Source organism: Lysinibacillus sp. A1, assembly GCF_000801965.1.
In the GTDB taxonomy this organism is placed as follows: domain Bacteria; phylum Bacillota; class Bacilli; order Bacillales_A; family Planococcaceae; genus Lysinibacillus; species Lysinibacillus fusiformis.
Genome location: NZ_JSZM01000010.1, coordinates 51,656 through 77,206, shown reverse-complemented (window position 1 = coordinate 77,206; position 25,551 = coordinate 51,656). Strand labels below are relative to the sequence as shown.

General features: G+C 39.7%; 27 protein-coding genes, 1 pseudogene and 2 riboswitches. Of the genes and pseudogenes, 7 read left to right on the top strand and 21 right to left on the bottom strand.

Annotated elements, in window-relative coordinates:
- Window positions 1-65: 65 nt before the first annotated feature.
- Window positions 66-908, bottom strand: a complete 843-nt coding sequence (locus PI85_RS07605; protein WP_036125653.1) for a DegV family protein — start codon at window positions 906-908, stop codon at window positions 66-68.
- A gap of 274 nt (window positions 909-1,182) precedes the next feature.
- Between PI85_RS07605 and PI85_RS07600 the strand changes: the two genes are divergently transcribed.
- On the top strand, window positions 1,183-1,818 hold the full coding sequence (locus tag PI85_RS07600) for a hemolysin III family protein (protein WP_025117228.1): 636 nt from the start codon (window positions 1,183-1,185) through the stop codon (window positions 1,816-1,818).
- Between the two features lie 124 nt (window positions 1,819-1,942).
- Here the strand turns inward: PI85_RS07600 and PI85_RS07595 are convergent.
- From PI85_RS07595 to PI85_RS07585, 3 genes and pseudogenes are all read right to left on the bottom strand, one after another.
- Window positions 1,943-2,229 (bottom strand): annotated as a pseudogene (locus PI85_RS07595) (transposase); the annotation flags it as partial.
- Window positions 2,230-2,489: 260 nt separating this feature from the next.
- Window positions 2,490-2,984 (bottom strand): HIT family protein, encoded by a 495-nt coding sequence (locus PI85_RS07590; protein WP_036125649.1) that lies wholly within the window; start codon window positions 2,982-2,984, stop codon window positions 2,490-2,492.
- 58 nt (window positions 2,985-3,042) lie between these two features.
- Window positions 3,043-3,519 carry a dihydrofolate reductase gene (locus PI85_RS07585; protein ID WP_036125648.1) on the bottom strand — a complete coding sequence of 159 codons (477 nt, stop codon included), beginning with the start codon at window positions 3,517-3,519 and terminating at the stop codon, window positions 3,043-3,045.
- A gap of 161 nt (window positions 3,520-3,680) precedes the next feature.
- On the opposite strand from PI85_RS07585, the gene PI85_RS07580 reads away from it, so the two are divergent.
- A complete protein-coding gene (locus PI85_RS07580) occupies window positions 3,681-4,598 on the top strand; it encodes an alpha/beta hydrolase (RefSeq protein WP_036125645.1) in 918 nt (305 codons plus the stop codon).
- Between the two features lie 61 nt (window positions 4,599-4,659).
- Window positions 4,660-5,856 carry a class I SAM-dependent rRNA methyltransferase gene (locus PI85_RS07575; RefSeq protein ID WP_036125642.1) on the top strand — a complete coding sequence of 399 codons (1,197 nt, stop codon included), beginning with the start codon at window positions 4,660-4,662 and terminating at the stop codon, window positions 5,854-5,856.
- 86 nt (window positions 5,857-5,942) lie between these two features.
- Here PI85_RS07575 and PI85_RS07570 read toward each other — a convergent pair whose 3' ends face one another.
- From PI85_RS07570 to PI85_RS07560, 3 genes are all read right to left on the bottom strand, one after another.
- Window positions 5,943-7,931, bottom strand: a complete 1,989-nt coding sequence (locus tag PI85_RS07570) for a S9 family peptidase (protein WP_036125641.1) — start codon at window positions 7,929-7,931, stop codon at window positions 5,943-5,945.
- 62 nt (window positions 7,932-7,993) lie between these two features.
- Window positions 7,994-8,680 carry a precorrin-3B methylase gene (locus PI85_RS07565; protein ID WP_036125638.1) on the bottom strand — a complete coding sequence of 229 codons (687 nt, stop codon included), beginning with the start codon at window positions 8,678-8,680 and terminating at the stop codon, window positions 7,994-7,996.
- Window positions 8,681-8,732: 52 nt separating this feature from the next.
- Window positions 8,733-9,728 (bottom strand): ABC transporter substrate-binding protein, encoded by a 996-nt coding sequence (locus PI85_RS07560; protein WP_036125635.1) that lies wholly within the window; start codon window positions 9,726-9,728, stop codon window positions 8,733-8,735.
- A 163-nt stretch (window positions 9,729-9,891) separates the two neighbouring features.
- A riboswitch (cobalamin riboswitch) is annotated at window positions 9,892-10,079 on the bottom strand.
- 176 nt (window positions 10,080-10,255) lie between these two features.
- Here PI85_RS07560 and PI85_RS07555 point away from each other — a divergent pair.
- Window positions 10,256-12,196 (top strand): translation factor GTPase family protein, encoded by a 1,941-nt coding sequence (locus tag PI85_RS07555; protein ID WP_036125633.1) that lies wholly within the window; start codon window positions 10,256-10,258, stop codon window positions 12,194-12,196.
- A gap of 105 nt (window positions 12,197-12,301) precedes the next feature.
- Here PI85_RS07555 and PI85_RS07550 read toward each other — a convergent pair whose 3' ends face one another.
- Together PI85_RS07550 and PI85_RS07545 are read right to left on the bottom strand one after the other, a co-directional pair.
- Window positions 12,302-13,060, bottom strand: coding sequence for a hypothetical protein (locus tag PI85_RS07550; protein WP_036125632.1), 759 nt, complete (start codon window positions 13,058-13,060; stop codon window positions 12,302-12,304).
- Window positions 13,061-13,292: 232 nt separating this feature from the next.
- A riboswitch (cobalamin riboswitch) is annotated at window positions 13,293-13,477 on the bottom strand.
- Window positions 13,478-13,932: 455 nt separating this feature from the next.
- Entirely contained in the window at window positions 13,933-14,166 is a 234-nt protein-coding gene (locus PI85_RS07545; RefSeq protein ID WP_036127909.1) for a hypothetical protein, read from the bottom strand.
- A gap of 260 nt (window positions 14,167-14,426) precedes the next feature.
- Between PI85_RS07545 and PI85_RS07540 the strand changes: the two genes are divergently transcribed.
- Together PI85_RS07540 and PI85_RS07535 are read left to right on the top strand one after the other, a co-directional pair.
- Window positions 14,427-14,834 carry a hypothetical protein gene (locus tag PI85_RS07540; RefSeq protein WP_036125630.1) on the top strand — a complete coding sequence of 136 codons (408 nt, stop codon included), beginning with the start codon at window positions 14,427-14,429 and terminating at the stop codon, window positions 14,832-14,834.
- 132 nt (window positions 14,835-14,966) lie between these two features.
- Window positions 14,967-15,395, top strand: a complete 429-nt coding sequence (locus tag PI85_RS07535) for a hypothetical protein (RefSeq protein WP_036125629.1) — start codon at window positions 14,967-14,969, stop codon at window positions 15,393-15,395.
- Between the two features lie 340 nt (window positions 15,396-15,735).
- Here the strand turns inward: PI85_RS07535 and PI85_RS07530 are convergent, their stop codons facing one another.
- The 3 genes from PI85_RS07530 to PI85_RS07520 all read right to left on the bottom strand — a co-directional run bounded on the left by PI85_RS07530 (window position 15,736) and on the right by PI85_RS07520 (window position 17,547).
- Window positions 15,736-16,557 (bottom strand): DUF2785 domain-containing protein, encoded by an 822-nt coding sequence (locus PI85_RS07530; RefSeq protein ID WP_200886559.1) that lies wholly within the window; start codon window positions 16,555-16,557, stop codon window positions 15,736-15,738.
- 379 nt (window positions 16,558-16,936) lie between these two features.
- The gene (locus PI85_RS25195; RefSeq protein ID WP_318527364.1) at window positions 16,937-17,074 is read right to left on the bottom strand and encodes a hypothetical protein; all 138 of its coding nucleotides are present in this window, start codon (window positions 17,072-17,074) and stop codon (window positions 16,937-16,939) included.
- A gap of 89 nt (window positions 17,075-17,163) precedes the next feature.
- Entirely contained in the window at window positions 17,164-17,547 is a 384-nt protein-coding gene (locus tag PI85_RS07520; protein WP_008174827.1) for a PH domain-containing protein, read from the bottom strand.
- A 100-nt stretch (window positions 17,548-17,647) separates the two neighbouring features.
- Here PI85_RS07520 and PI85_RS24845 point away from each other — a divergent pair, with 100 nt between their 5' ends.
- Window positions 17,648-17,899: a hypothetical protein gene (locus tag PI85_RS24845; protein ID WP_052323485.1), complete on the top strand. Its 252-nt coding sequence runs from the start codon at window positions 17,648-17,650 to the stop codon at window positions 17,897-17,899.
- A 202-nt stretch (window positions 17,900-18,101) separates the two neighbouring features.
- Here PI85_RS24845 and PI85_RS07510 read toward each other — a convergent pair whose 3' ends face one another.
- The 9 genes from PI85_RS07510 to PI85_RS07470 are packed head-to-tail and all read right to left on the bottom strand — an operon-like array spanning window position 18,102 to window position 25,541.
- Window positions 18,102-18,833, bottom strand: coding sequence for an ABC transporter ATP-binding protein (locus tag PI85_RS07510; RefSeq protein WP_036125625.1), 732 nt, complete (start codon window positions 18,831-18,833; stop codon window positions 18,102-18,104).
- Between the two features lie 12 nt (window positions 18,834-18,845).
- The gene (locus PI85_RS07505; RefSeq protein ID WP_036125622.1) at window positions 18,846-19,592 is read right to left on the bottom strand and encodes an ABC transporter ATP-binding protein; all 747 of its coding nucleotides are present in this window, start codon (window positions 19,590-19,592) and stop codon (window positions 18,846-18,848) included.
- Window positions 19,585-20,397, bottom strand: a complete 813-nt coding sequence (locus tag PI85_RS07500; protein WP_036125620.1) for an ABC transporter permease — start codon at window positions 20,395-20,397, stop codon at window positions 19,585-19,587. Before PI85_RS07500 ends, PI85_RS07505 begins: the two co-directional genes overlap by 8 nt.
- Window positions 20,394-21,362 (bottom strand): ABC transporter permease, encoded by a 969-nt coding sequence (locus tag PI85_RS07495; protein ID WP_036125618.1) that lies wholly within the window; start codon window positions 21,360-21,362, stop codon window positions 20,394-20,396. Before PI85_RS07495 ends, PI85_RS07500 begins: the two co-directional genes overlap by 4 nt.
- A complete protein-coding gene (locus tag PI85_RS07490) occupies window positions 21,352-22,938 on the bottom strand; it encodes an ABC transporter substrate-binding protein (RefSeq protein ID WP_036125616.1) in 1,587 nt (528 codons plus the stop codon). Before PI85_RS07490 ends, PI85_RS07495 begins: the two co-directional genes overlap by 11 nt.
- A gap of 28 nt (window positions 22,939-22,966) precedes the next feature.
- Window positions 22,967-23,773 (bottom strand): urease accessory protein UreD, encoded by an 807-nt coding sequence (locus PI85_RS07485; RefSeq protein ID WP_036127906.1) that lies wholly within the window; start codon window positions 23,771-23,773, stop codon window positions 22,967-22,969.
- Window positions 23,766-24,395 carry an urease accessory protein UreG gene (gene ureG, locus PI85_RS07480; protein WP_008174842.1) on the bottom strand — a complete coding sequence of 210 codons (630 nt, stop codon included), beginning with the start codon at window positions 24,393-24,395 and terminating at the stop codon, window positions 23,766-23,768. Before ureG ends, PI85_RS07485 begins: the two co-directional genes overlap by 8 nt.
- Window positions 24,396-24,412: 17 nt before the next feature.
- Window positions 24,413-25,153 carry an urease accessory protein UreF gene (locus PI85_RS07475; protein ID WP_235213713.1) on the bottom strand — a complete coding sequence of 247 codons (741 nt, stop codon included), beginning with the start codon at window positions 25,151-25,153 and terminating at the stop codon, window positions 24,413-24,415.
- On the bottom strand, window positions 25,095-25,541 hold the full coding sequence (locus tag PI85_RS07470) for an urease accessory protein UreE (RefSeq protein ID WP_008174845.1): 447 nt from the start codon (window positions 25,539-25,541) through the stop codon (window positions 25,095-25,097). The genes PI85_RS07475 and PI85_RS07470 overlap by 59 nt, the downstream gene beginning before the upstream one ends.
- Window positions 25,542-25,551: the final 10 nt, after the last annotated feature.

Sequence of the window (25,551 nt, the reverse complement as noted above, 5' to 3'; positions counted from 1 at the left end):
ATCCAGCCAAAAGGGCCAAAACGAAAAAAAGCCACTACATTTACTTATGTAGTAGCTCCTCACTATTATTCTGCAAAATAAATAAATCCGATGGCACCTGGTCCAGTATGTGTCGAAATAATTGGAGATGTAAAGGCAATCTCAACATCATTAAAGCCTGTACCTTCGATTAACTCTTTTAATGGATTCCCCATTGTGATGAGGCCATCTGCGTGAGAAATACCGACAGCTTTGACTGTTTTCCCAGCCGTATCTGCTTGGAATTGTTTAAATAAGTAATTCACTACCTGTTTATGGCTACGTACCTTGGAAACAGGATTGTAAACGCCACCCTCTAAATTAGCAATAACTTTGATGTTCAGCAATGAACCGATAAAGCCTGTTCCTTTACCAATTCGACCGCCCTTAATTAGATTTTCAAGCGTATCCACAATTACATATAAATGTGTATTTGCACGTACTTTGTCCAGACGAGCTACGATTTCCTCAACTGTTGCTCCAGCATCGCGCATTTTAATAGCCTCACGTAGCTGAATAGCTAAACCGATCGCAATAAAGCGTGAGTCAATCACCGTCACATCAGCGTCTGTCATTTGAGCCGCTTGACGTGCTGACTCTACCGTGCCACTCATACCACCTGTCATATGGATAGAGATAATTTGATCGCCATCCTTGCCTAGCTCATCATATAATTCTTTAAATTTACCTGGTGCAGGCTGTGAACTTTTCGGTAAATTTTTAGCATTTTTCATCAAGCCTAAAAAAGGTTGTGGCTCTAAATCCACACCATCTATATATGTTTCACCATCAATTTGAATTGTTAATGGCACGATATGTATGCCATGCTGTGCTACTTCTTCTTTTGTTAAATCACAAGTTGAGTCCGTTACTATATGAATTCGTCCCACTTCGACACATCCTTTTACTTCATTAAAATTTATTATATAGACTAATGAATCATTATGTAAACATGACATTTGTCATTAGGCAAAGCCTTGATTTCTTGAGAATGTAAACGCTACCTTTGATACTATAGCGTTTCCTTTATCTCTTGTCTATCAAAGCCCCTAAAAGAATATGACAGCCTTATGACATTTTTGATATGAAATATATGACAAATGTAAATGTTCATGTATAAATTATTGGGGTATAGTAAATACATGAACGAAAGGAGTGTTGTAAATGATTGATTCATTTGACTATAAATCTTGGAAGGAAGAACTGTGGAATGCCATTACACACGGTATTGGTTTTATTGCAAGTATTCCGGCTCTAGTTGTTTTACTGCTTACAGCTGTGCAAACAGGTAATGCTCTACATATTACTACTTTTAGTATTTTTGGTGCCTCTGTCATCATCTTGTTTTTAATGTCCACATTGCTACACAGTATGCCAGAAAAATATAAACACTTTTTCGCTATTTTGGACCACTCGTCCATTTACATTTTAATTGCCGGTACGTATACGCCGTTTTTATTAATTGCGGTGGGTGGCACTCTAGCCATTACTTTATTATGTATTATTTGGTCACTCGCAATATTAGGTGTTCTTTTTAAATGCTTCTTCATTAATCGCTTTGAAGTGCTATCCTTAATTTTTTATATTGGCATGGGCTGGCTCATCATTTTTGCTATTAAGCCTGTTTATTTATACTTAGGATTTTATGGCTTTGCTTTACTACTTGCAGGTGGCCTGTTCTATACAATTGGAGCCATCTTTTATGCTTGGCGCTCTCTACCTTATAACCATGCAATATGGCATCTTTTTGTGCTAGCTGGCTGTGCTTCCATGTACGCTTGTGTGTACTTCTATTTATAAAAAAAGTCGCTCCCTTCATAAGAGGGCACTGAAAAACTTATGTTTTCATAAAAGCGAACCTTTTTCAGATAAAAATAAGGCACTTCTTGTTCAATTTTGAACAGGAAGTGCCTTATTTCTGTCTCACTGGATCTTCTGTTGCCATATCCAAGAAATAGTTGAATGACAGCGCTCTACTAGGTCGACGTCTGATACATCATTAATCGCTTTTAATAAAAAGTACTTAAACATGCGAATTGGAGGAATGGCATTACGTCCATTGTCTAAACAATATTTTGTTTTTAGCTCTTCTAAAATGAATGAAAAATCAACAAGTTCATTGATCTGACGAAGCATATTATCTTTTGGCACAACAATATCGTAGATTGCCATGTATGGACTTAAATTAAGGGTTTCCTGATTTGAAATCATCATTGGGGCACCACCTTCATATTCATTCTTTTATTATAAAGGAAAGTGTGACTAAAATAATAGAATGATACATTGCGTTGTTTGGAGAAGCATCGCTCGACTCCTGCGGGAAAGCGAGACAGACGAGACCCCGCACGAAGCGAAGCGTAGGAGGAGACTCGGCGCTCGCCCGCGGAAAGCGAGCGGAATGCTTCGGAAAACAACAGTAGAGTCACAGTGCCAAATGAAAAAAAAGATATGGACTTTTTCAGTGCCCTTCTTCATAAGGAGCGATTTTTAATGGATTCTCTTAAAAGCTCAATAGCTTCCCTTACTTCTTTTTCATGCTCCTCATTACTCAAATTATTTCTAGCATGAAGTAATACTGGCCTCAAGGATTCAACGGATCGCCCGAATGCATTCATCCATTCATAGCGGGGCACCATCCAAGTATGGAAATGATGAGTCGTATCTTCGTTGTAAAAATAATAAACGTATTCAATGCCCAATACTTCCCTTTGAGCTTGTCTAATTTTTGTTAAGAGATTGATGTAATCCAGTTTTTCGTCATTATTTAATTCATCGAAGCAATGGATATGACGCTTTGAAGCTAATATAACTAATCCCTTGATTGGATAAGCTACATCCTGGTGGGCGTGAAAATAATCCGTTTCAATGACAACACCACCATTGGGCTCTACCTGTCCACTTATGATCGCACAGCTCAAGCAATCAACTTGAGCAATTTCTCCACTCGATAATCGTATGTTGCGCATCAATATCTCCCCTAAATATAGAAATAGCACGGTCAATCAAAACCGTGCTTTTCCCATGTTATTTACGCTCAAAAATTTGATATTGGAAAGTGTAGCCTTCTGAAGCTGTTTCGGGCTGTTCAGCAGAAACCTCTACAAATTCCTCCTCATAGCTCGGGAAAAAGGTATCGCCCTGAAATGAATGATTGATTTTTGTAATATATAGGCGATCTGCCATTTCCATTGATAAACGGAAAATTTGCTCGCCGCCAATAATCATGATTTCCTCTACATCCCCTGCTATCGCTATTGCTTCTTCTAGGCTTGTCACAGTTTCAATGCCTTCTGCGTGATATTTTTCATCTCGTGTAATAACAATATTGCGACGTCCTGGTAGTGGACGACCAATGGATTCAAACGTTTTTCGTCCCATAATCATTGGCTTGCCCATTGTTTTGTTTTTGAAATACTGCAAATCTCCCGGTAAATGCCAAGGCATTCCGTTATTATAACCAATTACATGGTTGTCATCATGTGCCACAATTAAAGAAATCATACTGTCCCTCCAAATACTTTCTTCCCTTTTATTATAAACACAATTCGTTGATTTCACCTCTATTATGAAAGAATTTTCTTTTTCTAAAATTAAATCCTAGTAAAATTATATGAATAGTTTATAATGTAAGTAATAAACGTCACAATAAAGGACTGATGAGGATGACTACTTTAAGAAAAGAAGCTATTCATTATATTGAAGATCAACAAGTTGCCACACCCTACTATCAAGTTACACCACAGGAAGCTCGCGCGATGCGTACGGTTACGCCATGGCAATCACCCCATAAGCCAACATTAGCGGCGATGCAAGATCAACAAATTACCATGCGTGATGGGGCTCAAATTACGCTACGACTTTATATACCTACTCATGATCAACCATTACCTGTTATTGTTTATTATCATGGCGGTGGCTGGGTATATGGTAATTTAGAGTCTGCTGATGCTGGCTGTCAGCTTTTAGCAGACCAAGCGCAAGCAATTGTCGTTTCAGTGGATTATCGTTTGGCTCCTGAATTTCCTTTTCCAACTCCATTGCAGGATGCCTACGATAGCTTATTATGGGTGCATGACCATATCGAAGCATTTGGCGGCGATGCTGCTCGATTGACGGTGGCTGGGGACAGTGCCGGCGGAAATTTAGCAACGGTCGTGGCCTACTTAGCTGTAACTTCAGGTGGACCGTCATTGCAAGCACAAGCACTCATTTATCCTGTTACAAATGTGGATTTTACGACCGTTTCCTATCAGGCTTACGGAGAAAAGTTCGGCCTAGATAAACAGGGCATGCAATGGTTTTCTCAACACTATACAGATGAATCGAACTTTACAAATCCATTGGTGTCTCCCCTACTGCTCGAGGATGTAACACATATGCCTAAAACCCTCCTCATTGCAGCAGAGGCCGATGTTCTCTTTGATGAAGGTTTAAGTTATGCCCAAAAACTGACTGACGCTGGAGTACCTGTGGAGCATATAACCATGTCTGGTTTAATTCATAGCTATTTTAGCAAAATGAATTATTTTGAAGAGGCAACAATCGAAACGGTGGCAAAAATTGCTGAATTCTTGAAATAAGTTTGGCTATCCCATCCAAACAGTGCGATAATAGAGCAAAACGTTTTTAAAGGATGACAACATGACACAAACAATTGCACTACAAGTAAAACAGCCTTTTGCTGATCAATTAAAAAAAGGCTACCCATTAATTTCAAAAGATGCAGTGGATGCACGACAACTACCTTCCGAGCAAGGGACTCTACTTAAGCTCATGGATCACCATAATCGTTTTATTGGTACAGGTTACTACGGTATTCAAAATAAAGGGATTGGCTGGGTCCTGACGACAGATATAAATGAAACCATTGATAAAGCTTTTTTCATTAAAAAATTCAAAAAAGCCATACAGCTCCGAGAAGCATTCTTCCAGAATGATCATACAACAGCCTTCCGTGTTTTCAATGGCGAGGGTGATGGTATCGGTGGCCTGACTATTGATTTCTTTAATGGCTACTATATGGTGAGTTGGTATAGCGAGGGTATTTACTCATTGAAAGAAGTCGTTTATGAGGCGCTTGCTGAAACTATCAACTACCAGGCCATTTATGAGAAAAAACGATTCGATAGTAAAGGACAATATATGGAACAGGATGATTTTGTCATGGGGACTCCTGGCGAATTTCCAATCATGGTTAAGGAAAATGGGATGACCTATGCAGTCCATTTAAATGATGGTGCGATGACTGGGATTTTCCTTGATCAACGGGAAGTGCGATTAGCTATTCGTGAGCGCTATGCGAACACAACAAATATGCTAAATACCTTCTCCTACACAGGGGCATTTTCTGTAGCAGCCTCGCTTGGAGGAGCTACTAAAACAACAAGTGTCGATGTTGCAAAGCGCAGTTTAGCCAAAACGATTGAGCAGTTTAGCGTCAATCAAATTGATTATGAAGCGCAGGATATAAAAGTAATGGACGTTTTTCATTATTTTAAATATGCACAGCGTCACGAATTAAAATTTGACCTTGTTGTATTAGATCCACCAAGCTTTGCCCGCACAAAGCAAATGACGTTCTCTACGGCGAAGGACTATCCAAAATTACTGAAGGATACGATTGCGATTACTGCCAAAAATGGCATTATTGTGGCTTCCACAAACAACGCAAGCTTCGGTATGAAAAAGTTTAAAGGGTTTATCGACCAAGCATTTAAAGACACTCGTACACGCTATAAAATTGTAGAAGAATACGGTTTACCAAAGGATTTCCGTGTGCCTCGTGAATATCCTGAATTTAATTATTTGAAGGTCGTTTTTATTCAAAAAATGGACTAACTCATCTGGAATCACACTTTGCTGTGGTTCTTTTTTTCTATAAAAAAGGCTTAAGAAGTATGTTCACTTCCTAAGCCACCTCTTTTTTAAAGTTTTTCCACAAACCAATCTCGTATATATTCGAGACGATTAATTCTTAATGTTGGCTTTCCGCTTCTTGACAGTTCATGATTTGCTTCAGGGAAACGGACGAATTTCGTTTCTTTTTTTCGATACTTCAAGGCGATAAATAATTGCTCCGCCTGTTCAATCGGACAACGATAGTCTTTTTCACCATGTAAAATAAGCAATGGTGTTTCAACCTTGTCTACATATTTCAATGGTGAATGATGCCATAGCTTCTCTATATTTTCGAGCCCCGCTTGAATTTGCCAGTCTGTAAAGTAATAGCCAATATCACTCACTCCTGCAAAGCTAATCCAGTTCGATATAGAGCGTTGTGTAACTGCTGCCTTAAAGCGGTTGGTATGCCCAACAATCCAGTTGGTCATAAAGCCACCATAGCTTCCACCTGTTACACCTAGTCGAGCTGGATCAATGAAATCAAACTGCTCTAAAGCATAGTCTACAGCGGCCATCAGGTCTTGATAGTCATTGCCCCCATAATCACCACGTACGGCATCCACAAATGTTTGCCCATAGCCATGACTTCCGCGTGGATTTGTATATAGGACTGCAAAGCCTTGAGCAGCTAGGATTTGGAATTCATTAAAATAGGTGTTGCCATACATCGCATGCGGACCACCATGGATTTCAAGAATAAGGGGATATTTCTTTCCTTTTTCATAACCCACTGGCTTCATGATCCAGCCGTTAACCTTCCAGCCCTCAGCTCCTTCAAACTCAATGCTCTCTGGCACAGCTAACTCTTTCGTCTTTAAAATGTCTTCATTGACTGTCGTCAATCGTACTTTATCACCTGTTTTTAAGTTAACGTAATATAAATCGCCTGGATTCGTTGTCGTACTTATGGCGACAATGGCTTGATCATTTTGAGCATCTAATGAAAAACCATAAACGTATTGATCATCGTGAATAGCTGGATAAATTTCACCATCTACATTCCCAAAGTAAATTGCCGCATTGCCGTGATCTGTTACTTGGAAATAGAAACTATGATTATCATTCATCCATTGTACACTTGGTGCTGCTACCCCTTGCAGGAAATCACCGATGACATAATCACCGACAGGGGCATCAAATTCACTTGTTACACAGCTTAGCAGATTTTGTTCCATATCATAAATCCATAGCTTCGCTTGTGTGGCATTTTCGAACTCACGTTTTCCTCCAACAAAGGAAAGGAAGCGGCTATTAGGCGACCAAGACGTTTGGTAATAAGAGCCAATCCCCTCTGTTACCTTACGACTCTGTTTTGTTTCTAGATCGAATAAATAAATATCCGCATTAAACGAAAAATCTAAGTCCTCTGCTCGATCTGCTAAGTACGTAAGATAACTGCCATTTGGCGACCATGTACTCAGATGGAAATGCTCGTTCCCTTCTGTCACTTGCTCTAAGTCACCAGATTTTAAATCGACAATGGCAATGTGAGTATGCTGGTCCATATCCATAAATCCACCCGCATCCGACTTATGTTTCATCCTATCGATTTCGAGTGGCTTTAGTTCTTTTTCTTCTTTCTTGTCATCGTCAGCTTTGTCTAAGATAGTTTCATCTTTACCTAGCATCACTGAAAAGGCAATTTTCTCTCCACAAGGAGACCATACGGGCGTTGACGCACCGTTCTTGCAATACGTCACTTGCTTCGCCTCTCCCCCTGTTTTCGACAGTACAAAAATTTGTGGCTTGCCTGATCTTGTCGAAGAAAAAGCAATTTGACTGCCATCTGGCGACCAGACAGGAGAGCTTGTCCGATCGTCACCATAAGTCCATTGCTGAGGACGTTTGTCTTTTAAATTTAAATAAAATAAGTTAGATACATAGTCTTTTTTCTTCTCATCAATACGTGTCTCTACATACACTACCTCAGTCCCATCAGGTGAGAGCTGTGGATCTGCCACTGATTTCAAGTGATAAAGATCTTCTGGTTGAATCCCTTGTTTAGATGTCATGTTCTTGCTCCTTTGTATTGTCATTTTCTATGCTCTACTACAATATTTCGACACCCTAAGTATTATTCCTGCAACTCTATCGATTTTTTTACTAGTTCCCAATCAGCATTCATTTTTGTTCTGCGATAAAACTTATAAAAAGGTTCATTGGAACGAGCTTGGTTCTGATAGAGACGAATGATTTGTAGCAAAAAATCCTCAATATGATCAATCCCTACCCTTTTCGCGAAGAGAGTACCCGCCTGTGCCTTCGCCCCCATAGGGATGGCTCCTAAATAAACATCAAAGCTCTCATGCTGATAGACTAAACCAATATCATCATATGTAGGATTATAGCAAGCCGATGCACAGCCATTCACATTGACTCGTATTCTTGTAGGCACAGTTATACCGTCCAATGCCTGATAGAGTTGTTCTGTTTGAGGAACTGCCTCCATTTTTTCACCATCACAAAAATCACATGCCTTCATGGCAATATGAGGTCCTGAGGAAGCAACAAACAGTCCAGCCTCCTGTAAGGCATGGGTCGCTTCTGTCAGTTCGCTAGAGGGGATCGATAATAATATGCTATAGGAGGCCGAATATTTAATGGCCCCCTTCTCCCCTACAATTTCAGCTATTTTTTGAAACTGGGCTGGCGTATAATGCTTATTAATAATGCCAGGGCTTACCACTAATCGTGTATAACCACCTTGCTGATTTAGAGTTTCGAACGTTTTATCTGGTATGTTTTGACGAAATGCATTCATTGTTATCGCTCCTTAAGAAAAAGGAGCTAGCAAAGCGCTAGCTCGAATGTTTTTAAAAGTTGGCAGGGTAGAAGCCCTTGGCTAAAATTTGAATGGCCGCTGCAGCACGTACCCCTTCGGATGCCGCTGAAAGTGGAAGAATGACAAAACGATCATTTTTGACTGCTTCCATTTCCTTCAACGCTGGATCATTTTTTAAGAATTTTATCTTTTGTTCAGCAGTTGTTTCACCATAATCAATGACAACCACCACCTCTGGATTGCGATCTACTGCATCTTCCTTGGATACCGTTGTCCATCCTGACTCCACATCTCCAAAGATATTTTGACCACCAGCGATTGTTACTAGCTCATTCATAAAATTTTGACCAGCCGTGAATACATCTTTATCACCACTGTCAAAGACTAGCACACGTAAATTTTCACTGTCTTTTGGTAATTTCGCTTGAATTTCTTCGACATCTTTTGTCATCTGTTCAATTAATGCTTCACCGCGATCTTCCACGCGGAATATTTCCGCGATATGACGAATATCCGTGAAAATATCCTCTAATGTTGGCTTTGTCATATTGGAAGCCGTATGTAAATACGTATGAATTCCTAATTCTTCAAGCTCCTCTGGTGTTCCAACACCTTTCTCACCAAAGCCACTTTTCCAGCCTGCATACAAGAAATCTGCCTCGGCATCAATGACTTGCTCCTTTGTTGGATATTGATCTGAAAGAACTGGAACTTTATCGTAGGCTGCTTGAAGTGGCTCGTAGATTTTATCATCTAAATAAGCTGTCCCTACCATGGAATCCTCTAAGCCTAATGCAAGCATAATTTCTGTTACATGCTGATTTAGGCTAATGGCCTTTTTAGGTGCTTCCTTATAGGTTTGGGTAGTTTCATTATTTTCAATGATGATCTCAGATGCTGTCGCCTCAGACGGTTCAACTTTTTCAGTTTGTGTTGCTGATTCAGGCTTGTCCTTTGCGCCACACGCTCCTAATACAGCGATTAAGGCGATGACCATGACTAGCCAAATACTTCTCCATTTTTTCATGTCCTTTTCTCCTTTGTTGTCATAAATATAGAAAGAAATCAGAGACTTCTTTGCTACTAGGATAATTGGAAGGGCATAAAAAAACCCTCTTGTCGCCAAGAGAGTTGCATAGTGAAAAAACGGTATTAGTACCTTTATCACTATCCCCATCCTCGTGGTTCTTAGTTAACATACATATACTGGCAGGTATCCTGGCTTAGGTTCATCATCTATACGCCTTCCCATAGTAAAACTACAGTGGCATGCTGTATAGACTCCCCATTTACAGTTGCGGGACAGCATCGGAATTACACCGATTTCCCTTTTAAGCAAATGACTAAGGCCATTTGCACCAATATGTTCTATTTATGCTATTGATAGACTAGCAGTTCATGCGTTAATTCTAAATCAGTAATAGAATGCAAAAAATATAATCATCATTATATTAGCACTATTTCGACAAAAAGACGAATCATTTTACAAGATATAGTTGTGCTAGTATTCTGATACAATGAGAAGATAGCTACCTATAGAAACGAGGATATATTATGTACAAGACGATTGGGGTTCTTGCTCATGTTGATGCAGGAAAAACAACCTTTTCTGAGCAAGTGCTTTTTCATACAAATAGTATTCAAGCGCGGGGACGTGTCGATCATCAGGATGCCTATTTAGATAATCATGAGCTTGAGCGCAAACGGGGCATTACGATATTTGCCGAGCAAGGACGCATGACTATTGGCGACGATACATATACGCTGATTGATACACCAGGACATGTCGATTTCTCCCCAGAGATGGAGCGTGCCATCCGTGTCATGGATTATGCCATCATTATTATTAGTGCAGTAGAGGGTATTCAAGGTCATACTGAAACGGTATGGCAGCTTTTACGAAACTATCATGTCCCTACATTCTTTTTTATTAATAAAATAGATCGTGACGGAGCAGATGTAAGGGCTGTGATGACCCAGCTCCATAAAGATTTCTCGGAACATGTATTATTCGTCGATGAACCACTTCAGGAGAATTATGTTTCGAGCACAATCATGGAATGGCTAGCGGAGCGTGATGAAAATCTCCTGGATGCCTTTTTGAATGAAACTTTGGAGCATGGTCTGTGTATGAAGCAGCTACAATCGATGATTAAAAATGAATCCGCCTTCCCCTGCTTTACTGGTTCGGCATTAAAAGATGAAGGCATTCAAGAATTGATTGCTCAACTTCCACTCATAACGGGTACTCACTTCGCGCCGGAAGCACCGTTTCAAGGAGAAGTCTTTAAAATACGACATGATGGCCATCAGCGTCTAACATTCATCAAGGCTTTAACAGGAAAATTACATGTTCGAGATGAATTTACGTTTGGAGACCTTACAGAGAAAGTAACAGAAATTCGTCTTTATAACGGCAGTCGATTTGAAACTGTTCAGCATGTTGAGGCCGGTGAAATCTTCGCTGTTAAAGGACTCAGCCAGGCAAACATTGGCGATCACATTGGCAGTAACAGGCTATCACAACCCTATGAGCTTGTCCCTACATTACAGGCAAAAGTTCAATACGAGGGTGAGCAACATATTAAAGAAGTATTAAAGATTTTCCGTCTACTAGAGGCCGAGGAGCCATCATTGCGTGTCGTATGGCAGGAAAAGTTTCAGGAAATCCATGTGCATATAATGGGTGTCATTCAGTTAGAGGTCCTGATTGAAGTATTATTGAAGCGCTTTACACTAAACATCACTTTTGGGGAGCCGCAAATATTATATATGGAAACAATTGCGACAACCGTTACAGGCTACGGACATTTTGAACCACTTAAGCATTATGCAGAAATTCATTTATTAATGGAGCCAAATGAACGTGGGACAGGCATTACCTTTAGCAATGCCTGTCATGCAGATGATTTATCAGTGGGCAACCAACGCCTCGTAGAAAAGCACTTGTTTGAACGTGATCATCATGGCTTACTCACAGGCTACGCAGTAACAGATATTCATTTTACGCTCTTAACGGGACGTGGACATAATGAACATACGTCTGGCGGTGATTTCCGAGAAGCCACTTTCCGAGCTCTGCGCCAAGGACTGGAACAAGCACAGAACGTCCTGCTTGAGCCCTATTATCGCTTTAAAATGAAGGCTTCCAATGACTTTATCGGCCGTATGATGACCGACATTCAACAGGCTGCTGGCACCTTCGACGACCCTGTACTCACTGAAACAGACGTTGTATTAACAGGACGTGCACCAGTAGCGACCTTCATGAGCTATAGCACGATTTTTGCCGCCTATACAAATGGGAAAGGTGCGCTTACCCTCCAATTTGATGGCTATGATGTGTGTCATAATGCAGAAGAAGTAATAACTCAAATAGGCTATGATAAAAATGCCGACCCTGAATACAGTTCTTCCAGCATTTTTTGTGCAAAAGGTAAAGGCTATTCTGTCCCTTGGCAAGAGGCGCAAGCAGCCATGCATTGTCAGAGTTAAGTTCATGTACTAGCATGGCAAATCTGTTGAACTGGTACTTCAGATGAAGATAGAATATCTATACAAATAATAAAGCAAGCCCTCCGCTTCATGGAGGGCTTGCTTTTAAATGGCACCAACAGCTTTCTTTGAAGGCTTGTGCACCGGATAGGCAGGTTCAACCACCACGTAACCTTGTGTATTCATGAAGTCGATAACTACTTTTCCAGGCTGGCTTTTTAATATTTGTAGTTGATCAATTAATGTTAATAATAGCTCGTGTCCGTTCCCACGTGGATGCCAATTAAAGTGATAATCATTTAATTCCTGAACGGCTTGAAGAAACTGTGAGTATTCCTGCTGCACAAATGCGATTAGTTTATCCTGATGAGGAATTTGCTCTAAATCGTTCATATACGTTTCATAAAAACGGATGACAATCGAGCACAATAAATCATTGACACGTGCAGCACTTAACACTGGATTGGGCTCCTGTGAAAGACGGTCAAGATTAGGCTTTGCTCGTGTTGAATCAATGCGTGTAATTAAGTGGTACTGCTCCCCATTCACCTCATAAACAATAGGGTTGGTTGGCATATACATCATAAAGCTATTCGTCTTCGTTTTCAGTTGATCCGTTAACGTTGCCTGAGCAAAAAGATGGCCCTCTACCTCCCCATTTTGTATCCAAATAATGTCTTTATTATATAAGATTTGCTCAAAAAAGCGATCGTTGCGAATCAGTCTCGTTGCTAATAATTGATCTATTAGTGATTCAACCACCATTCTTGTTTTCGCTTTCTTGGCAACTTCTGTCCGTGGCTGCTTACAAATCTTCATATCTACAAAAGGCGTTTCCTGTGTTGTCGTTGCATGAATATTCATCCTATGTGCATCCCCTTTGCGTACATATTTTCAAAACAAAAAGGACTTCCTACTATGTTTGAGGAAATCCTTCGCTTTAATGTGCTTCATCACACAATGCCAAACAAACCCTAAGTAAATGCGAAGGAGTTCTAAAATGAACCCTTTCATGAACTTTGGGCGTTTGACGTACTGTGACGAACAGAGCATTCTGTTTTGTCAACATGCCACCTCCTATTCCTCGTAGGTTTATGGTGTGTACTCGTAACTAGGCAGGTATCCTGACTCATGGTCATCGCCACTTTTCCCCTTCCCATCATTTGACAGTGGTTGCTGAAAAGTCGCTCACATTTACAGTTGCGGGACAGTGTCGGATTCACACCGACTTCCCTTTTAAGCAAATTGCACGCAATTTACACCTATTACTACACGCTATTCAATTGTGAAGGAATGCTGTGTACTATACATTCCTTATAGACTATTAAAATCAATTGTAAGGTAGTCTATTTCTGATGTCAAATAACATAAAATATTCCAGTTTTTTTATTATTATCTTGCCGTCTATTTAACTCAAATTGAAGAGACACTTTTTACTTGTTATTCTTTTGCCCCATAATGCGTTAATACGGCAAAATTACATGCTAAAATATCTGTAATAGATTCTACAAAAACAAAAGAAAGTCGACTGATACTATTTGGGTGCACTTTGCGGTATAGTTAGAATACAGAGAAATAGCATTGACGCAAAACTAACGCAAGTTAAATCGGAATAATAATATTATTATTGTTTATTTCGGAATGTTCAAACTACAACTAGTGTCACTTAGAAGACTTGAAACAATCACCTACCCGATTCAATGATTCTCCCTACGCGAAAGTTTTGAGTGATGTAACTATAGAGTAATAATTTCACCAGAGTATTGTCTTAATTGTTCTATGGCTAATGTTACGGCTACTTCCTCAGTCTCAATCAAACTCAACCCTATTTTAATAGGACTCCAAAATTCATACCCGCAGTCTTCTTGCCACATATATACTTCTGTTGTAAAAAGACCATCTCTCCGTTTTATAATTTCAACTTTATATTGATTACTTGGAGACATTATTTCCTTTAGCATCTGTTCCATCGTTTCACCATCTTTACAAATATTAATGTGTATATTATAACTATTGTTCTTCAAAAAGAAAAAATTGTGCGTAAGGCCAGAGCAGCAGAGGGCACCAATTAGCGCTTCGATTTCTTTGTACTTATTGCATTCTAATAACTTCATTGTGTGATTGAGTTTCTTCTTATAATAAACTGTTTCAAAAAATTTTCTACTAGTAAGTAATTAAAAATAATTGTAGAATAATAACCTATATGTTATTCAAAAGGAGAAATAATATTTTGTTAGACATCATCTTCCCACTAATTGGGCTACTCATATGCACATCTCTCCTAATCTTTTTTATAAAGAATAAACGCAGTCACAAGGATTTTTATGGGGTTGTAATAACTGCATCTTTTTTTAGCGTCCTATGTTTGTTTCTTGTTGTATGGTCAATCGAAGACTTTATTGCTATTCAAACTAACAATTTTCAAATAGTTACCGGTAAATGTACCGTAAGAGAGTTTGAATCAAACGGAAGAACCGCAATCCACGATCTACTTGTAGACATTAACGGCGAACTCGATTTCACGGGAGATTTTGATAAATTTAGTGATGTTAGACAAGGAACCTACGACTGTACTGTAAAATATATCGAGAAATCTCGCACCTTGTATGACATTCATCCCCTTTCTACTAATGAATAGTTTTTAAAAAACGACCTGTTTAATGGAATAATAATCCTGTTTACGTTGTTATAAAAAGAACGATACTATATGAATGTCAGCTTTAAAATAGCTACAAGAAATGTTTAATAGATATACATAGGAAGTGAACAATTGTATTATTTGGTAGTCATACTAGGATTATTATTTGTGATCATGGCAGTTATCGTATTTATTTTTATGTATGTCGAGAAAGAATTTCCATTTATAATGGTAGCTAAGACGGTTGCTGCATTTTTAGTAGGTGTTTTATTGTTAATAGTTACCGTACCAAGTCTAAAATATATTATTAAAAAAGACTATGATGTTATTCGTGGGGATTGTATGATTGAGGTTTCTTCTTCCGGGCGATCTGCTGAAGCAACGTTTAACATGATAGATACGGATGAACAATATTCCTTTACAGAAATACCTGCGCTAGATGCTTATGGAAAAGCAATCCCTTACTATTGTAAGGTGACAGTGACAAAGGACCATATGGTTGAAATAGGCTACGAAATTTATGAGTCTAAATCACATAAATTAATATTAAAATATAACTAGAGACGATTGTAGCCGCCTCTAGTTTTTTTGTCCAATCCCCTACAGATTGAACGTGCTTCATCATCCCACTTGAATAAAATCACACTAACATTGATGTACATAGTCGTATCATCTTCATATGGTGGTTACTTAAATATTTATGAATCTCACAAAAAAATTACTGTATCTGACTAAGAAAAGATTGCAGAAGTATTGAATATGGAGTTAATTATTGATATTAAATCGAAAAATAATTTAAAAAAACGCTCTAGTATAAACTAGGCGCTCTTTTAAATGTCTTTTTCGCTGTCTTTTTAAGTCGTGGCGTATCAACTTCTTTTGGGAATGCCTCCACGATCTTTTAACGAATAGAAAATCTATTTAATTTTGCCTCCGTAGCAAGCATGACCGTGTGAAGCACATTCTGTCGGCTTTCTTGTTCTCTTCTGAAGTAGAGACTACGTATAAAATTCTTGTTGTTTACGCGGGTAATCACCTGACTACGACTTCTCGGCAAATTGCAACATTGCGCTAAGCTACTAATCCAATCTGCGATTTCTTGATGTGGAAGTAGCTCCTTGACAATTATAGCATCCACGATGTTGACCAATCGCTCATCATCCTCATCGCTAAAAATATGTCTACCATTATCGAGCTTCTCAGAAATAGCGACAAGAATCTCACCCCGCATGACGGTGCTGCACTCTTTACACTGCACTAGCTCGGCAAGAACATCGGCACCGTGAGACGCGCTGTGAGCCCAGCCTCCTTCTGAAAGGTAACCTCGTAGATCCTTCTCTTCTTTATAGTAACGGAGCATTGTATGTAATAATTGCTCAATCTCCACTTGAGTGAAAAATGGATTTTGTCTATGGCGTTGGACAATCAAAGCGATAGGCAAGGCAGAGAATGTCCTTGTAAAAACTGACTGATCCTCCTCGCTGCCGATATGATAAAACAAATGGTTCTTATCAGTCAAAACAGATAAGAGGCTACGTAACTCTTCTTCACTGAATCTATTCTCTTCCTTTATCCACATATAAAACATCGGATAAATGAGATTATCTCGTAATTCTGGCTGAGGATCACCGATAAATTGAAGTAACAAAGGGAAGAAATCTTGATGCTGCTCACCTTCGCGCAACTGATACTCGTCCTTCTCTATTCTTTGCAAATCGAGCATCAATTTAGTTCTTATATCCTCACATGTTCTTTTTTCTTCCAACATAAAAATCCCCCTTTGGATAATCTTACCTAAGGTAGTAAAAACGAGCAACTTTTTTCTTTGATGAATACCTCTGACATGTCATCGTTGCTTCACCTCAAAGAAGGCTTTTAACAGGGAGCTAATTAGTCAAAATCCTTCCATCTGTAATCGATTGATAAAATGCCTACATGCTTTTCTAACGTAGAACTTTTCATTGTTTTCGTGGCTATTGCTGGATTTCTAAAGCAATCCAGTTCTTGGTAATAACCAAACATGCGACAAATTTCTGGTCTTGCTGAATGAATACCACAACGATCTTTTTGTATATTGAAAAAATGCATGTCCCTTCAAATCTTTACTGATGTCTAAGTTCTGTACGCATTTTGACTAGCATTGATTGGAGTCTCCTTTTAATAACCTTCAGCTCCTTCTCCGTAATTGGAACCGGGCCACAGCACAGCCCCTTACATCCTTCACATGGTAATTTTCCCATCCTTACTCCCCCTTTCAAAGCACAACAAAAAAAGCCTCGCATATATGCGGGCTTTAGATGTGTTTTGCTTTTGTTTCTATAGTATACCATTAATTTGAGCCTAAAACATACTGGGCTAAAACACTTTGCACTTTATAAATATTGGTCGCCTTATTGAAGTTTTTTTGGATGGGTAATGAACTGCCTGATACCCATATTTTGAGCTCAGCATCTAAATCAAATGTACCAGCCGTTTCTACTGAAAAATGGACAATATTTTTATAGGGAATGGAATGATATTCCGTTTTCTTGCCAGTCACTCCTTGCTTATCAATGAGGATTAATCGTTTATTCGTAAAAATAAATATGTCTCTAATAATTTTATAGGCATTTTTAATAGTTTCGTTTGGAATTAGTAAATCATTGACCTCCTCCTGTAATTTTTCAAAATTCACCTCGCTTGCATTGCCGATTAATCCATCAAATAAACCCATGCTTTATCCCCTTTCAGCTTTTATTTGTTTACTATATTATGAAGAGGACCGAGCTACGACTCCAAATTTTTGTATTATTATCGTGTAAGGAGGAGGCTTATTGCGAACACACCGATTCATTGCCATGTCCCTTTTAGCCTCTGTTGTTTTAGGCTGTATGAATGAAGAGCTTGCAGGTGGGAAATTGGCTAAAATCAACATTTCTAACAGCGTTGAATTTGGCTCTGTGCATAGTGCTTTTATGAAAGAATATAAGGAAGAGGATTCTCTCAACCTATCCCATGAAGGAAAGACGACAGCCGTGAGAAATGAGGGAATTGTCAATATGGCTGCCCCACAATTTGACGTATAAGTAATGGATACGGCTGGAAGCCAATATGGCTTTCATCTTTGGTTAGGGGAAGTAGGTCAACATAGTACGTTGAGGAACGTAAAGGTTTGCCATACAATTTATAGCTCTCTGAGGATTTGATCGCCCCACTCAGATCATGGATACAAGAATAAAAAACACCTTCCATTCAAGAAAGGAAAGTGTTTTTCGGTTTATTTTCATTTTATTCGTTTTCTACGGCTTGAAAGAGCATTTGCGCATACTTGTCTGTAAAAGCAAAGCCATCTTCACATTTACGGCTCTCATCAACAATTTCACCCGATTTCATCACGTATATGCGATTGCACAAATAAGAAACTGCCTTTAAATCATGCGAGATAAATAAAATCGCCATGTTTTTTTCTTTATTTAAAGTCATTAATAAATCGATTATCTCTCGTTGAATCAAGCGGTCTAAGCTCGAAACGATTTCATCACATACTAATAGTTGAGGTTCGACTAAAATCGATCTAAGTAAATTAACCCGTTGTCGCTCCCCGCCACTTAACTCAGAAGGCAGAGCTTCTAAAATATCTGATGGGAGCTTTACCATTTCAAGCATTGTTTGTAGTTCACGGTCCGTGAAAGACTTGTGCGCCGACTGTATGGGCTCGTGTAACAATTCCCTGACGGTCCACACGGGGTTTAAGGCAGCCGTAGCATTTTGAAAAATGATTTGGCAATTTTCATAAAAATACGAGCGATTTTGCTTCGTCATTAATTGATCTTCAAAAAACAGATCCCCTTTTTCAGGCTTTTCTAGCTGCATAATTATTTTGGCCAAAGTACTTTTTCCACTACCGCTTTCTCCCACAAGCCCTACGATTTCACCTTTTCCAACTGTTAGGTTTATATTCTTCAATATTCGCTGTCCTGCTCGATAGCTTTTATTCACCTGATCAACGTGAAGCAACAATGTCAACGCCTCCTAAAAATGATGAGCGACAAGCCGCTTCGTGTATGGATGCTTGGGCTCCTTAAAAATTTCCGATACTTGTCCACTTTCTACAATTTCGCCATTTTTCATCACCAGCATGGAATCAGCAATCTTAGCAACCCCTAAATCATGCGTAATGAATAGAATGGTCGTCCCAAGGCGGGTATGAAGATTTTTTAGCAATTTGATAAATTCTTGTTGATGGAGCATATCAAGAGCAGAGGTCGGTTCATCTGCCATTAAAACATCGGGTTCATTATAGAAGGCGCAGGCAAGCATGCAGCGTTGTAGCATACCACCAGAAAGCTCAAATGGATAGCGTTGTAGCACATCCTCCGGTAAGTTTAATTCCTTTAAAATAGCCATGATTTTACTTAAAAATTCCTCTTCCTTATGTCCCACCCTCGAAGCCGTCAACCGATAGAGTTGCGGCTTCATTTTTTGAGTTGGTGAAAAACTATTCGTGGCATCCTGAAAAATGGTAAAGAAATGCTTTTTCCGCAGCTCCACACGCTCCTGTTCAGACATGGCCATGAGGTTCTTTTCATTAAATAAAATCGAGCCTTCCATACTTGCTCGTGCTGGCAGCATCCCAAGCAGAGCGGAAAGGGTCGTACTTTTACCACTACCACTCTCGCCAATGATAGCGGTAATATGCCCTTTAGGCACAGTAAAAGTCAAACCTTGAATAAGGGATTTGCCGGATACGCGAACAGCCAAATTGTCAACCTTAAACATGCGATCGGCTCCCTTCTTGTTTGAATGTACCTCCGATAACTTGCACACATAAAATTGTTATAAAAATTAACAGCCCAGGGAAAAGTCCTATCCACCAAGCCCCTACAAGTAAATCATTTTGCGCTGTGTACAGCATTGTTCCCCATGATGGAGTAGCTGGTGGGACACCAATTCCTAAAAAACTTAAGGAAACTTCGGTAAAAATAGCCCCAGCAAAATTAAAGATGGTCACCACAAATAACGCAGGGATACAATTACGTAATAAATGCCCAAAGAGAATTTTCCACAAAGGCGTGCGGAACATTTTCGCCATCTGCACAAATTCTTGTTCCTTTAATCGGATAAACTCAGAGCGGACGATACGGGCCGTAACAAACCATCCAGTGATCCCCATAATCATCGCCATTCGCCACACACTGCCCTGCATAATTGCCTGTAGAGCTAAGACGATCACTAATGAGGGAATGGTTAAAAGGGCTTCGAGAATACGCATCATTACAGCATCAATGACACCGCCGAAATATCCGCTTATGCCCCCATAAATGATGCCAATTATGCTAGATAGCACAACGGACACAGTGGCAATGAGGAGCGTCACCTTTCCTCCGACTAATAAGCGCGAAAGAACATCTCTCCCTAGCTGGTCAGTCCCCAATAAATGGATAGCATTCGGTGCTTGATAAATTTGATTCATATCCATCACATTCGGCTCAAAAGGAGCTAATAATGAGGAAAAAATAGTCGTTGTACAAATGAGAGCTAAAAGCACAAGCCAAAAGATCGGGTACTTTCGCTGTTTTCTCATACAAATCCCCCTCTTCTTAATCGAGGGTTCAAGCCAATCATCAGAATATCAATGACGAATAAACAGATGACCACAACCACACCTATGATCAATATAGCTCCCATCAAAACGGGGAAATCCTTGAGCATGACGGATTTTACTAAAAGCTGTCCTAAGCCTGACCAACCAAATAATGTTTCGACCACAATGGAGCCTCCGAAAAATGATGGGATGGTCACACCAACATAGTTGATATAAGGAATGACAGCATTTCGTAAAATCATAGTTCGAATTTCACGTTCAGATACTCCATTCGCACGTGCCACTTGTACATAGTAGCTATGATTCTCTACTTTCACACTATCCTGCAAAAAACGGGCAAATATGCCAACATGGGAAATAACGAGGACTGTTAGCGGGAGTACCATATGATATAAACGATCCACGAACCCTCCATCACCTCGCACATCATTCATTCCCGAAGACGGAAACCAACCTAATGTTATGGAAAAGACCATAATAAATAATATGCCTAGCCAAAATGGGGGTATCGCGGAGCTAGCAATACTAAAGATAGAAAGTCCTCGGTCGAGTAATGAGCCCTCCCTCATGCCAGCCTGTAAGCCAAGCCAAATAGAGGCAATGGTTACTACGACTAACGTTAAAATAACGAGCTGTAGCGTATTCGGTAACCGCTCAAGTAAAATCGTCAAGACAGGTCTTCCTTCTTTAGCTGAGTACCCTAAATTACCTTGTAATGCTTCCCCCAACCAAGTCCCATACTGTAAGAGTACGGGTTGATCGAGTCCAAAGGCTTGTTCAATACGTTCCTTCTCAGCTGTCGTTAATGTTTGGGCATTACCTCCATAATAAGCTGCTGCGGGATTGCCAGGAGCGGCATGCATCATGAAAAAAGAGAGGAAGCTCACAATAATGAGGACAATTGTCCCCATTATCACTCGCTTCCCAAGCCATTTAGCGATCATTCCATTTCCACTCCTCGACATTCCATAAGAAGCCTGCTCCATGGTGACCTAAAATTCGCTCTTTAACACCGCTAATCTGTTTATCGATACCATAGACAGCATCCACATAAGCAAAGTAGGCAAACGGTGGGTCTTGAGCTAGCTCCTCCTGCAATGCCATATAGACCTTCTTACGTTGCTCAGGATCCACCGTAGTTCGACCTTCTTCTAGCAATGCGTCTACTTTTGCATTGGCATAGCTGCCGTAATTATAGCCAGCACTCGTGAGACTGGATTCTCCAGAATGGAAAAGGCTGTACGTATGATGGTCTGCATCATATGGACTTCCCCATCCAACCATAAAGGCTTCTGTTTCTTCAATGACAATATTGCTCCAATCCAGTGCAGCCACTTTCACATCTGCCCCAACAGCTTTATAGCCCTCCGCCACATAATTGGCCATATTCACACGCACAGTATCAGTAATCGGCGCGGTAATGGTAAATGTTAATTTTTGACCATCCTTATAGCGGAAACCGTCATCAGCTAATTGCCAGCCAGCTTGCTCGAGCAGCTCATTTGCTTTTTTTACATCGTAAGTATAATGTTCGATTTTTTCATTCACAAAATTATGTTTTTGTAGTGGCGAATAAGCTTCTGTGCCGTAGCCATGTAAAATACCTTTTACGATGCCTGCACGGTCCGTTGCATAGCTAATCGCCTTTCTTAGTGAAACATCCTTCCAAATCGGATACTTCATATTGAATAGAACGCCGCGATAGTCAGCGGATTCAACCTCGTACATTTTTAAATGTTCTACTTTTGATAGTTCCTCAACCTGATTTGGATCAAGTAATGCAATATCCACCTCACCCGATTTTAGCTGTAAGGCACGCACATTGCTATCAGGAATAAATTTAAAAATGACTTGTTCAATTGAAGCTATTGTACCATAAAAAGTAGGAAATGCTTTGAGTGTCAAGCTTGTCCCTTTATCCCATTGTTCAAACATATAAGGACCGGCACCGATTGGTTGTTGATTAAATGATGCAGTTCTCATTTCCTGTCCTTTGAAGGCATGCTTTGGCAAAATTGGCACAGTTAATTTGTCTAGCATCGGCGTAAATGGTTCATCTAATTGGAGGGTCATTGTCGTGTCGTCGATTTTTTTCATGCCCGTCACATGGATAAAATCAGATTTTAAATAGGAGCCGTTTGCATCGTCAAGAATACTTTCGATGGTGAAAATAATATCGTCGACTGTTAAAGCCTGCCCATCATGAAATGTCACATGATCATTTAACACAATTGTATAAGTCATCTGGTCATCTGATATATTAATACTTTTAGCAATATCAAATACAGGTACATTTTGTTCATCGAAACGCATCAAACCTCTAAATAAAAAGGCATCCAAATTCGTTTCCTCTAAAAGAGGGTTTAAACCTGCAAACTCTGACTCAGAAGCAAAAACAAGCTCATTCGCCTGAGAAGCTGTCGAAGCAGATGACTGTTTCTCCTCGCCTTGACTGGACTCTTTTGTACAGCCTGCAAGACAAAGTATTATTAGAAGTATCCATACTGAAAACTTTTTCAAATCACTATCTCCTTTATCACAACAGAAATTACAGTAATGCTGTCATATGTTCAAACATACGGTTTATTTCCTTGTGAAGTGTTCGTTGCTCTTTGGCGAGCCATCTACAATGAATCGCCTGATCTGTTAGCTTTGTTACACTTGCCTGAAGAGATTGCTCCTGTTGAATCAAAGCCTGTAAATCTCTCATGTTTATATTATTCACAAGTGGTGACACAATCCATAAGGAACCGATATAGAGTGCCTTTTCGAGCAAGCCAAGTGCTGCAAAATTCATTTCCTGTGGTTTAAAATGGATGGAATCAAATGCAATAAGTTTATTTTCTACATAAACCTTATATTTAGATTGGTAGTCTTGATAATCAAAGACTTCTCCCCGCATTTCTCGGCCAGGTGCAATAATTTCACCCCAAATTAATGTCGAGCTCTCCTTCATGTGAATAGTTGCATCCGTTTGAAACTTGGCTCGTTCAAAAGGAATAGTCACTTCAGGAAGCCATTCTAGCCGTGCCTTATCAGCAATTTCAACCGTAATAGCCTGGGTACAATGATCACCTGTATGCGAAGGGTAGATTTTCAATGCTGATTGTTGCTTAAGCCTTACTCGGCTTTCGGGTGCCAGTTTGACATTGATTTCATTGCGGTCTCCCGCTACCATTCCGCCAGAGGATTCCATCAAAAATACTGTGGCAGTTGGATCACTACCTTCATATAATTCACGGCTAGCCTTTAAGGGAGGCTGCTGATACACATGAACTAGTCGTGTATAGCCCCTCCTAGGCTCAAAGGCCATTTCTAATTTGCCGAAATGATTGATCTTTTGTTGATTAAGCATGGTTGTCAACAGCTTCGGCACCTTCAAGTAGCATATGGTGCTGAATCCATTCAACCACCTTATCTACATTCGTTTGTGAACGAACATCTGCAAAAATATAGGGACGGCCACCACGCATTTTTTTCACATCCTGATCCATTATTTCTAGATCAACCCCAACATGAGGCGCCAATGATGTTTTATTGATTAGTAGTAAGTCTGAACGCGTTAGCGCTGGACCGCCTTTACGTGGGATATCCTGTCCTTCTGCCACATCAATTACGTAAATATAGCCATGCACTAGCTCAGGACTAAATGTTGCAGATAGATTATCGCCACCACTTTCAATGAAAATAATATCTAAATCTTGGAAGCGTTTATTTAAATCATCAATCGCTGCAAAATTCATCGATGCATCCTCACGAATAGCTGTATGAGGACAACCACCTGTTTCCACCCCAATAATACGCTCTTCCTCTAAAACACCATTCGTTATTAAATATTGAGCGTCTTCCCTTGTATAAATATCATTTGTGATAACCGCTACATGATAATGCTCATGCATCACACGTGTTAATTGATCTACTAAAGATGTTTTTCCTGACCCAACTGGGCCGCCGATACCAATACGGATTGGTTTCATTGTTATCCTCTCTCTTTCTATGAAATAAATAATCTGGAATATAAAAACTCATGTTTCATGGATGCCAATTCAATCCCTAACGCATTATTCGTTAAATCATCCATCGTTAATGACATCACTGTTTGCGCTGCTTCTTCTACCGAAATCAATAGCTCATTCAATGCTTGGACACCTGTATTCTGACCAAACGGTACTGCACGTACAGCATTTTGTACTAGGCCGCTAATTGATGCATACATAAAGGTCATCACTGCGTGAAAGACATTGACACCTAGCGCCTCGCAATAGATTCCATAAAGCACGGCGTAATGTCCCTTTACTTCTTCACGCTCGATTCTCTCCTTCCACTGCGATAAAAAGGGGTATTCCATAAGCGGTGTCACAGTTCGTACAAATTGCTTCCCTACATTGACACTCGCCTCTTTAGATTCCTTAGCAAGTTTCATAGCCCCACAAAGTTCATCGAGCTCTGTAAGACGAGCAATATCTCTGTCTTTTGCTGCATGGAATGCTTCTTGAATAAGAATCGCATCTCCGTGCACTAAATTATGAAATAAATAGCCCTGACAAAATTCGATTAATTGTTCCTTTGTGCAAATGAGATCTTCTTGAATATACGTTTCCATACCATAGGAATGTGTATATGAACCTATTGGGAATGCCGAATCATGAATTTGTAAAAGTTGCAGTATCGATAAATTAGTGAGAGTGTCCACGGTATTTGAATGGCTGCTTGAAACGTCTTTCTGTTGTTTCATAGTGCACCCCTATTTCATCTAATAATGGATTTATCGTATGATCTGCTCGTACGATGATTTCATTGTTTTCAATTAGGCAAGGCGTATGACGATTTCCTAATTCGAAAGCTGATTTTCCCATTTCATGCATGTCTTTGGGCGTAATAACAATGACAGGCTCTAATTTTGTACGAATTGCTATACGAAGGTGATCATCCTCAAATAATAAATCACCATATTTTAATGGTTCATCGCCTTCTAGTCGTAAAGCAATGTCTGTACCTTGATCTGTTTCTGTGCGAAGAATTCGTTTGCTTAATTCCTCCCATTCTAGCTCAATCCATTCTGTTGTCTTTTGCTGATGTTCTTCTTCGTGGGCAATATTCCCAATAATTTTTTCGATTAACATATGTTTAGCA